General features: G+C 71.5%; 7 protein-coding genes and 1 pseudogene. 1 reads left to right on the top strand and 7 read right to left on the bottom strand.

Annotated features, from left to right (window positions below):
* Nucleotides 1-48: 48 nt before the first annotated feature.
* From ABEA77_RS33125 to ABEA77_RS33155, 7 genes and pseudogenes are all read right to left on the bottom strand, one after another.
* A pseudogene (locus ABEA77_RS33125) lies at nt 49-579 on the bottom strand (GP88 family protein); the annotation flags it as partial.
* A gap of 680 nt (nt 580-1,259) precedes the next feature.
* Nucleotides 1,260-1,625 carry a hypothetical protein gene (locus ABEA77_RS33130; RefSeq protein ID WP_345655777.1) on the bottom strand — a complete coding sequence of 122 codons (366 nt, stop codon included), beginning with the start codon at nt 1,623-1,625 and terminating at the stop codon, nt 1,260-1,262.
* 22 nt (nt 1,626-1,647) lie between these two features.
* Entirely contained in the window at nt 1,648-1,962 is a 315-nt protein-coding gene (locus tag ABEA77_RS33135) for a hypothetical protein (RefSeq protein ID WP_345655779.1), read from the bottom strand.
* 140 nt (nt 1,963-2,102) lie between these two features.
* Nucleotides 2,103-2,762: a hypothetical protein gene (locus ABEA77_RS33140; RefSeq protein WP_345655781.1), complete on the bottom strand. Its 660-nt coding sequence runs from the start codon at nt 2,760-2,762 to the stop codon at nt 2,103-2,105.
* 817 nt (nt 2,763-3,579) lie between these two features.
* Nucleotides 3,580-4,518: a hypothetical protein gene (locus ABEA77_RS33145; protein ID WP_345655783.1), complete on the bottom strand. Its 939-nt coding sequence runs from the start codon at nt 4,516-4,518 to the stop codon at nt 3,580-3,582.
* Nucleotides 4,519-4,639: 121 nt separating this feature from the next.
* Nucleotides 4,640-5,602: a transcriptional regulator gene (locus tag ABEA77_RS33150; protein WP_345655785.1), complete on the bottom strand. Its 963-nt coding sequence runs from the start codon at nt 5,600-5,602 to the stop codon at nt 4,640-4,642.
* A 293-nt stretch (nt 5,603-5,895) separates the two neighbouring features.
* Nucleotides 5,896-6,495, bottom strand: coding sequence for a hypothetical protein (locus ABEA77_RS33155; protein WP_345655787.1), 600 nt, complete (start codon nt 6,493-6,495; stop codon nt 5,896-5,898).
* 621 nt (nt 6,496-7,116) lie between these two features.
* Here ABEA77_RS33155 and ABEA77_RS33160 point away from each other — a divergent pair.
* Entirely contained in the window at nt 7,117-7,794 is a 678-nt protein-coding gene (locus tag ABEA77_RS33160; protein ID WP_345655789.1) for a hypothetical protein, read from the top strand.
* Nucleotides 7,795-7,968 lie beyond the last annotated feature (174 nt).

Raw genomic sequence — 7,968 nt, forward strand, 5'->3', positions numbered from 1 at the left:
ACCGCGCTGTTGGTACGAAATCTCGATGCAATAAATCACGAAGAACTAATGCAACTCTGCAGGTGGGTCGGGCCGTACCCATTTCTCCAGAAGTGCCACCTGCTTGGTGTAGCTGTAGAAGGTCACGTGCGGGGCGCTGCGGAAGATCCGCAACCATGCCTGCAAGTACGGCAGGGACCAGTAGTCGCCGGCGTCGTGGACCCGCACGTGGACCGTACTTCCGTCAGTGGCGCGGTAGCGGCGGTGCTGCAGCTCCTGGGTCATCTGCACCTCCCAGCCGGGCAGATCGTCCATGACGTACTGCAAATTGCGCTGGTGCGCGGCCAGGACGGTTCCGCGCTGGAAGTGGCCGGCCTTGGCGTAGCACAGGTCAACGCAGACCCCGGCTGTGGGACAGGCGTTGTAGCGGCGCCCGTCGGGCAGCTGGCCCTCATGGGCCGGCAACGTCCATTTGTAGATACGTTCCGATGCGCAGCTGGAACGCATCGGCAGCAGCAGGAACCGAGGGCGTTGGGAAGCGGCGGTGTCTGCTGCGGCTGCCGGGGCGGTCCCGGTCACAGAATGCGTGGTGTCGTTCACCTCTGACCTCCCGTCGTCGGTTGTTCAAGGGCTATGCGGCTGTGGAGCCGTGCTTGCATGGCCAGCGGCATTACCCAGGGCGAAGACGGGTGGCGCCGGCGTGCGGGCGGTGCGGAAGAAGTTGGGAGCGGCCTGGTCGTGGTGCGGTGGATGGGCAGTGGTCCTCCCTGGTCGGCGGGTGCGTATGCGGCGGAGGTCCCGGTCCGCATAGGCAGTGACCTTGAGAGGCCGTGCCTGTGGACAGAGATCCGCGATTCGCAGCCCGCCCTCCAGCGGGATCGGGGAGGCGCCCTCCGCAGACGGCATCAGCGCTCGCCTTGCGCCCCAACGCCCCTCGGCTCACTGGCTGTTGCGGGAGGCGCCGGTTGCGGGCGTACCCCCGGGGTCGCCGTGCTCTGAGGCCGGAGTGATCTTCAGGGGCGCCAGGGCGCAGGGAGACACCACGAGTGCGGTGCGTGGGAGGTCGGGGCTGGCCGGTGGGGTGCGGCTCGGTGGTGCCGTCCACTCGTGCACCGCGGGGCGGCGGGGGTGGTGGGTGAAGGTCCTATCCGCTCACCGCAACTTGGGCGGTAACGACGCCGTCGCCAAGGGTCACAGCGCTCCGCGAGCCGGGGGGCGGCGCACCCGGCCCCGATTCCAGTGACGGCCAGGCGAAGCGGGGATGGTTCGGCGGTGAGGGGCTACAGCTGCTGCGTGCGGCGGTCGGTCTGCTCTACGCGGGCGCTCAGGCAAGCGACGGTGTGGCGGGCGTCATTGACGGCGTCGCGCAGGACCTCCTCCAGCGCCTCCCTCATGCTGTGGGCGTCGCGCTCGTTCGCGACGGCACTGGCCGCGCCCACGTCGGTGCCTTCGAGGGTCAAGGTGCCCGTCATGACGACGTCGTGGGGGTCGTGCTCCGTCAACTGGAAGTAGTACAGCTCGTCCTCGGGCGTGGCACGGCGTACATGGACCGTGACGGTGTAGCCCTCGTGGAGGAAGCGGGCGTTGCCGTCGAGGTCGAGGCGGAAGCCCGGGTCGGCGGGGGCGCCGAGCTGTAGCAGTTTCATGTGGGGCCTCCCGGATTTGGCGTCAGTAGTCCGTGATCGGGCCGTAGTGGTGCTGGTGGAGGTCGATGGCTTCGTGAATGTCGCCTTCGGTGAAGCCGCATGCCTCGGGCGAGAGCGTGCCGCTGGAGAAGTCGATGGAGATGTCCAGCAGGACGGACAGCAGATCCTGGAGGTCCTGCGGGGGCAGGGTCAGGGTGTGGCAGGCGCTGCCGGGGAAGAGCTGCTCGGTGACGAGGTGGGCCAGGCGGTGCCAGGCCGGATCCCACCGGCTGTGGAGGTCTGCGCACAGGTGGCGGACGATCGCGGTGGGCAGGGTGACGATCGGCGCGGCGAGCATGACGTTCGGCCGACAGTGGTAGCGGGCCAGGGGGCACTCCTTACACGGGCGGAAGAGCATCCGGCGGATCGGCAGGCGCAGGGGCGGCGTAGCGGTGCGACCGGGCGAATGGGAACCGCACCGGGCCGCGGGGGCTGCTTTCAGATCGAGTCAGGGGCGAGGTCGCGCAGGAACGCCTTCGGGTAGCAGCCGAAGTCATCGCGGATGGAGACGGTGGCCCAGCCGTTGTGATGGCGGTAGGTCCTCCACACCGCGCCGCGCCGCTTGGTCCCCGTGCCGTCATTCCACGTGATGCGCTTCGGGGTGCTCGTGCAGAACCGCCATGGGGCGGTGAAGTCCTCGTCGAGCCACTCGGCGGTGCTGATGAAGTCGGTGAACTCCGCCTTCACCACGGCCTCGGGAAGAGTGCAGGCGCACCGTACGTGCAGTACCGTGCTCTGCTGGCGACCTTCAGCGCGTACGAGCGCGGTCGGTTCCTTGGCGTGGAGGTGCGGCGCTGCACCGTGTACGGCGTCGCGGCGGGTCAGTGCGAGGGGGCCGTACTGGCGGCGGTCGCGGTCGACACCCCGTACCGCCCAGCCCCACCCCGATGGGGTGCAGGTCCCCGGCAGCAGCAGTACAGCGAAGGTCCGCGGCTTGGAGGTCGCGGGGCCGGCGAGGTCGAAGAACCAGCCGTCAACTCCGAAGATGTCCCGAACGGTCGACCGAGGCTTTGCGCTGTCCGCATTCGAGAGCGGCCGGTACTTCCTGAACGCGGGAAGAGTCGTGTGCAGGCTCGGCTTGTCGGTCGGACTTTGCACCAAGGGGGCGAACTCCTCGCAGGTCAGAGTGTCGATTCCGGGCAGATGTGTTTCCTGCCGCCGGCCGGGGATCGGATCGGGTAGGGCCCGCGAAGGGCTTGCTCGTCACCTTCCCCGGCCGGGGCCGGAGTCGCCGTTGGCCCCTCCCCAGGGGCCTCGGGCGACGCGTGCCAGCGGACCGGGTCCGCCGGGGGAAGCGTTGCCTTCCCGCTGGCACGTCGTGAACTCTGCGGGTACTGCTCCCGCTCTTCCCCCACACGGGGGCGTGCTGCTGACACCACGAGTCCCAGAGGGCGCGCTTTCCCTCCTTCAACCCGCGCCGGGGATCAACCGGGCGGGCCCGTTCTGTGTGCTGGTGCGCGCCCTCTCAACGGGGGCGTCGCCTCTGGAGGGGCGCGCGTCCAGCACTTCGCGATCCGAGGGGAGTTGAACCCCTGCCCTCGAATCTCTTCAAGGGCCAGCTCCGGTAGCTGCGAACCTGCCGTACAGCCCGAATCGGCCGCTCCTGACTGTCCGGCGTCCTGCGGGTCGATCACCCCGCTTGACACTTATAGATTACCCCATCAAGGGGTTTGCGTCAATTTTTTAGCGTCATCGACATCGGTGCACAGATGGCGCAGGCGCGGAACAGCACTCGCGGCGGCCCGGCAGGGCGCAGTGGCCGGGGCGGAGACGACTCCGTGGCCGGTGTGAACCGGCCCTGCCCCCGGGCCGCCCCGCACGCCGCCTCCGACCGGCTGCCGCCCGTCGCCACAGACCTGGGCACGGCGCGGCTTCCCCGCGAAGGCGGTGCGGGTGGACGCCGGGCGGTGCGGGGCTACGTCTCGTAGACGTGGTGCAGGACGACGGTCCGGCGTACGCCTGCCTCCAGCATGGCCTGGGCTCGGTGCTGGCCGTTGATGTAGCCGGGCTCGCTGGCGGGTTGGATCGCGTCCCCGATGCTGAACAGGGTGGCCAGCGCCTCGCTCTCCCACTGAGTGGCGCCGGCCGCGGCCGCGTGGGCGGTGGCGAACTCCTCCATGTCGTCGGGGTCCACGGACTGGGCGCGGGCCCGGTCGAGGACCTGCAGCGCCAGCGCGTTGACCGTGTGCCAGTCGCCGCCGTGGTACCAGCAGCACGACCGGGCCCCGCGGTCCGGCAGAACCTGACGCATCCAGCGCCGCCACCAGGGCACCCCCGTCGGCATGCAGACCGGTTCGCGGAATGGACGCGGCCGGGCGAGACGGGCCACCGCGAACTCCTCGAACACCAGCTGCGGTTCCGGCTCGGCGGCGCGCGGCACGTAGCCGGTGCCGCGCTCCGTGGCGACCGGAGCGCCGACCAGATCCTGCAGTTCCTCGTCGGTCATCGCCGACCAGCTCGGGCCGTGCGGCCGGTAGCGGTCGGCGCCGGCGAACACCACGCGCCGAAAGCGGGTCTCCTGGAGTGACCGCTCCGGCCAGAGCTGCCGTTCCACCCACACCGGCGGCTGGTCCTCGGCGGGGCAGTGCCGCTCCCACACCGCGCCCGCAAACCTCTCCACCCCGTTCATCAGCCCCATCCCCTCTGCGAGGGCGATCTGGGTCGCCACCGCGACCGGGCGCGCCCCGGGAGCGGTGAACAGCTGCAGCCGGAACGTCCCCGGCAACCCGGGGGCGCTGAACATGTGGTCGTCCACGCTGAGTCGGCGCGGGGCTGCCAGTGCGCGAAGCTCGTCCTGGCCGTGAGGACGCGGCGGCGGTTCGGGGGCCGGGCCATCGGAGAGGTCATCGGTCATCCCCCGATCATTCCCGACCCGGCGGCGCCCCGAGCCCCGGCCGTCGTCGGCATCCGGGCCAAGGTCCCCCTCGCCTCCTCCGGCAGGGGCCCGGCACAGCGGTTCCGTCGGGGCAGGGCGCTCAGGCGGACAACGGTGCGGCGGTGCGGCGGGCGAAGGCGGTCACCCCGGGCAGATCCGGCCGACCGGCGGCGACCTGGGCCGTCAGCGCGCGTACCGAGGGCCGGCGAGCCTCCTGCGGCGCGGCCCGCTCCACCCGCTGCAGCTGCTCGAACGCTGCTGGCACATTCCCGGCAGCCAACCACGCGCGAGCGGTGTCGGTGGCCGCGCGGGCCCGGCGTTCCGCCGTGGGCAGCGCGTCCGGGTCCAGATGCGCTGCGTAGGCGAGGGCCTTGTCGACGTCGCCGAGCTCCCGGTGGATTCCGACCCGGTACAGCGCGCACTGCGCCGCGGACAACTCCCCGCCCGCCGGCGAGCGGCTGGAAGCGCGGGCGAGGCGTTCCGCGCTCTCCTCTGCCCAAGCGGCGAACTCTTCCGCGGCGTAGGGCATATGGGCCTGGGCGGCGGTGTAAGCGGCGGTCAGCGCCACCATGCCGGATGCGTTCAAGGCGCCCGCGGACGGTCGCACGGCGGCGCCCAGTTGGTCGTAGGCCTCTTCCAGCAACCGCAGGGCGTGACCGGCTCGGCCGGTTCGGCGCAGCGGAGTCGCGGCCGCGCGCGCCGCAGCCGCCAACATCACCGGTCGCCCTGAGCGGCGGGCCGCCTCCCCGGCCTGTGCCGCGAACGCGGCCGCTGTCTCCAAGGCGCCGTTTTTGACCGCGAGTTGAGACGCGAGTGCCCATACCGCGACCGCATGCGAGGCGCCCACCGGTCCGGTCGCCTCGCTGTCGCGCGCACGGGTCAGCAGCACGGGGAGTGCTTGGTGCAGGCGGTCGTACTCCCCCGCGGTGAACAGCGCCCGCGCGGCCGCCAGGTCCTGGTCCTCCAGTCGCCGGCTACGCCAGTCGGCCAGCGCCGGCGTCGTGGCGCTCGCCCACACCACTGCCGCGCCGAGCCCGGCGCCCAACACCGTCCTGCGCTCCACCCGCCACCTCCCTCTCAGCCCTCTGTCCCGGGTCTGCCCGAAGAGGCCTTCGGCCCGCACTGCGACGGTACGAGCTCGACCCATCCCTCGGACAGGGCGCACATCCGTACCCCCGCGCGCCCCTCACCCTCGGGGCCCGGCCGGGGAGTGCTGCGGAGCGCGGCACGCCTGCGGGCCGGGGAGTCGGCGGGCGAGCTCCAGGACGACGTCGGCGTGCTTCACCGGGCAGAAGCACTCGCGGACCGGTGGCGTCCGGGGGTGTCGCGGGCCTCGCAACACCCGAAGCCTGGAAGTCACCGTCGGGCAGCGTGCCCCAGGTGGTGGAGGACGTGGCCGACGGGCGCGTGCAGGTACTCGGAGAGGTACTCGGCCCGCTCCGGGCTGATGACGGCCGCGGGAAGTGCGGTGGGCAGGGCACCTGGGATGACGTCGGCGGGGAGCTCGGGCAGTCCGGTGGCGAAGTAGCCGATGCCCGTGCGCTCCAGCCCCCTCACGCGGCTGATGAGCAGCTCGGGAGCGGCTCCGCCCCACGCTCCGATGGTGTGCATCGGCGACAGCGCGCGGTACGAGAAGTGCATGCGGCTGGACAGGCTGTCCGAGCGGGTCCGTGCGACCAGTGGCCGGGTGTCGCGGATGCGGCCGCGGGACAGCACCGTGGCCGCCTCGTCGGTGGCGTGGTCGACGAAGTCGGTCACGAAATCCCGCAGGGCGCTCATGTCGCTGATGCTCCCGCCGTACAGCGGGGCGGCGACGCCGCGGAGCCGGGGACGCTCGTCGACGCGGCGGAGCGGCCCCCGCGTCCAGACGCGGATCCCGCTGTCGAGGGCGTGCGCGAAGACGAACTCGCCGCCCTCGTCGACGGGCACAACGAGGACATGGTCAAGGATGGGCATCGAGGGGATCTCCTCATCGGCGGCGGGATGAGCGCGGCCGGGATTGGGGCGCGCTCGGTCAGCCCGGTCGGAACGGGCTGCATCCCCGCGCCTGCGGGGTCCCAAAGGGGGAGTCCGACGAAATCTCCGCCACCGAGACTACCGAGGGCAGCGGGCGGTGCGCAGGTGCTGCGGCTGAAAGTCCGAGCCCGGCCGGCCGCACGGTGTCGGTCGGGTCCGTCTTGGGCGAAGCCGGCGACGCGTCGGGCCGCGCTCAGCCGCCGGGCGGGTATGCGGCACAACGTGACGGACAGGGCCGACCTGTCCGAGCGGTTGTGCACTCGTCGGGAGTCACGGGTAGCGGAAGTCGGGCATAGGTACGCGATAGCCGCGGCGCGCGGGCCAGATCAGTGGCGCGGATCTCGGCCGAGTCTCGCCGGATGCCCTCGATGTGTCTGTCGCGGGCACTACGATGTCGGGTGCATCAAAGGGCAACCGCGCCGCGCCCGGTCCACCACCTCGACGCCCACACCGCCGCAGGGGACCGCAGACGTCTGAGACTCGCGCGAGCGGTTCGTCATGCCCTCCTCCTGGACGGCCGGCGCGTGTGGGGCAGCAGGCCGAACAAGGACGTGAGATGTCATGACCCATCGCAGCAACCGGGAGCAGGACCGCGCCGTGCGCGCGTACAAGCGGAGCCACCCCGGCATCACCCTGGACCAGGCCCGTCAGGCCGTCGCTGCCCGCTCCGGCTCGCTGGACGGCACGCCTGCACGGATCTCCGGCGCTCCCCTGCCCCGTCCCGCCGAGCGGCTGGACGGGTACGTCCAACGAGTCGCCACCGCGGTCGGCGTCCAGCGGCATCGCGCCATGGAGCTCCTCGGTCTGCAGCCCGGGGACTCGGCCACCGACCGCCTGGACGACCTCGCCTACGACATGCCCGAGGACACCGTCCAGGCCCTCGTCGCTGCCACCGGCATGACCACCGATCAGGCCCGCGCCCTGGCCGCTCCGCACGGCGCCCGGGACCTGGAGACCATGGTGCGGCAGGTCCTGGCCGAGAAGCACTTCCAGCCCGGGGGCAAGGGCAAGACCAGTACGGACCCGGGTCACCTTGCTCGGCTCCTCGCTGAAGAGGGCGGGAGGCGGCCTCTGCTGGTCGACCTGCCCAGCAACGACCGGTACCGTCCGGTCATCGTCGATCTCGACTGGCCGTCCAGCGTCTCCGGGCCGCCCGTCTCCCCCGAGGTCTTCGACACGGTCGCGAAAGCCCTCGGCGTCGAGCAGGACACCGACGCGGACACGCAGCCGCACCAGTAGGCCCCGACCGTCGGCTAGGGCTTCACGGTGCGGGCCAGGCGCTTCTCTCTCGACTGTGGAGACGGAAGGGTGGCGGACGGGGACATCGAGGCGCGGCGAGCGGCCGACGACTGGAACATGGGTGTCCTTAAGAATGTGAGGCGGTCCGGGAGGGCCGGGTGTGGCTGATGGGGT

It is taken from the genome of Streptomyces tremellae, from assembly GCF_039540215.1.
In the GTDB taxonomy this organism is placed as follows: Bacteria; Actinomycetota; Actinomycetes; order Streptomycetales; family Streptomycetaceae; genus Streptomyces; species Streptomyces tremellae.

What these genes read in the sequence shown, in the direction of transcription:
- ABEA77_RS33160 (WP_345655789.1), top strand. Translation starts at nt 7,117, where the DNA reads ATGACCCATCGCAGCAACCGGGAGCAGGACCGCGCCGTGCGCGCGTAC.
- ABEA77_RS33130 (WP_345655777.1), bottom strand. Translation starts at nt 1,625, where the DNA reads ATGAAACTGCTACAGCTCGGCGCCCCCGCCGACCCGGGCTTCCGCCTC.
- ABEA77_RS33145 (WP_345655783.1), bottom strand. Translation starts at nt 4,518, where the DNA reads ATGACCGATGACCTCTCCGATGGCCCGGCCCCCGAACCGCCGCCGCGT.
- ABEA77_RS33155 (WP_345655787.1), bottom strand. Translation starts at nt 6,495, where the DNA reads ATGCCCATCCTTGACCATGTCCTCGTTGTGCCCGTCGACGAGGGCGGC.
- ABEA77_RS33135 (WP_345655779.1), bottom strand. Translation starts at nt 1,962, where the DNA reads ATGCTCGCCGCGCCGATCGTCACCCTGCCCACCGCGATCGTCCGCCAC.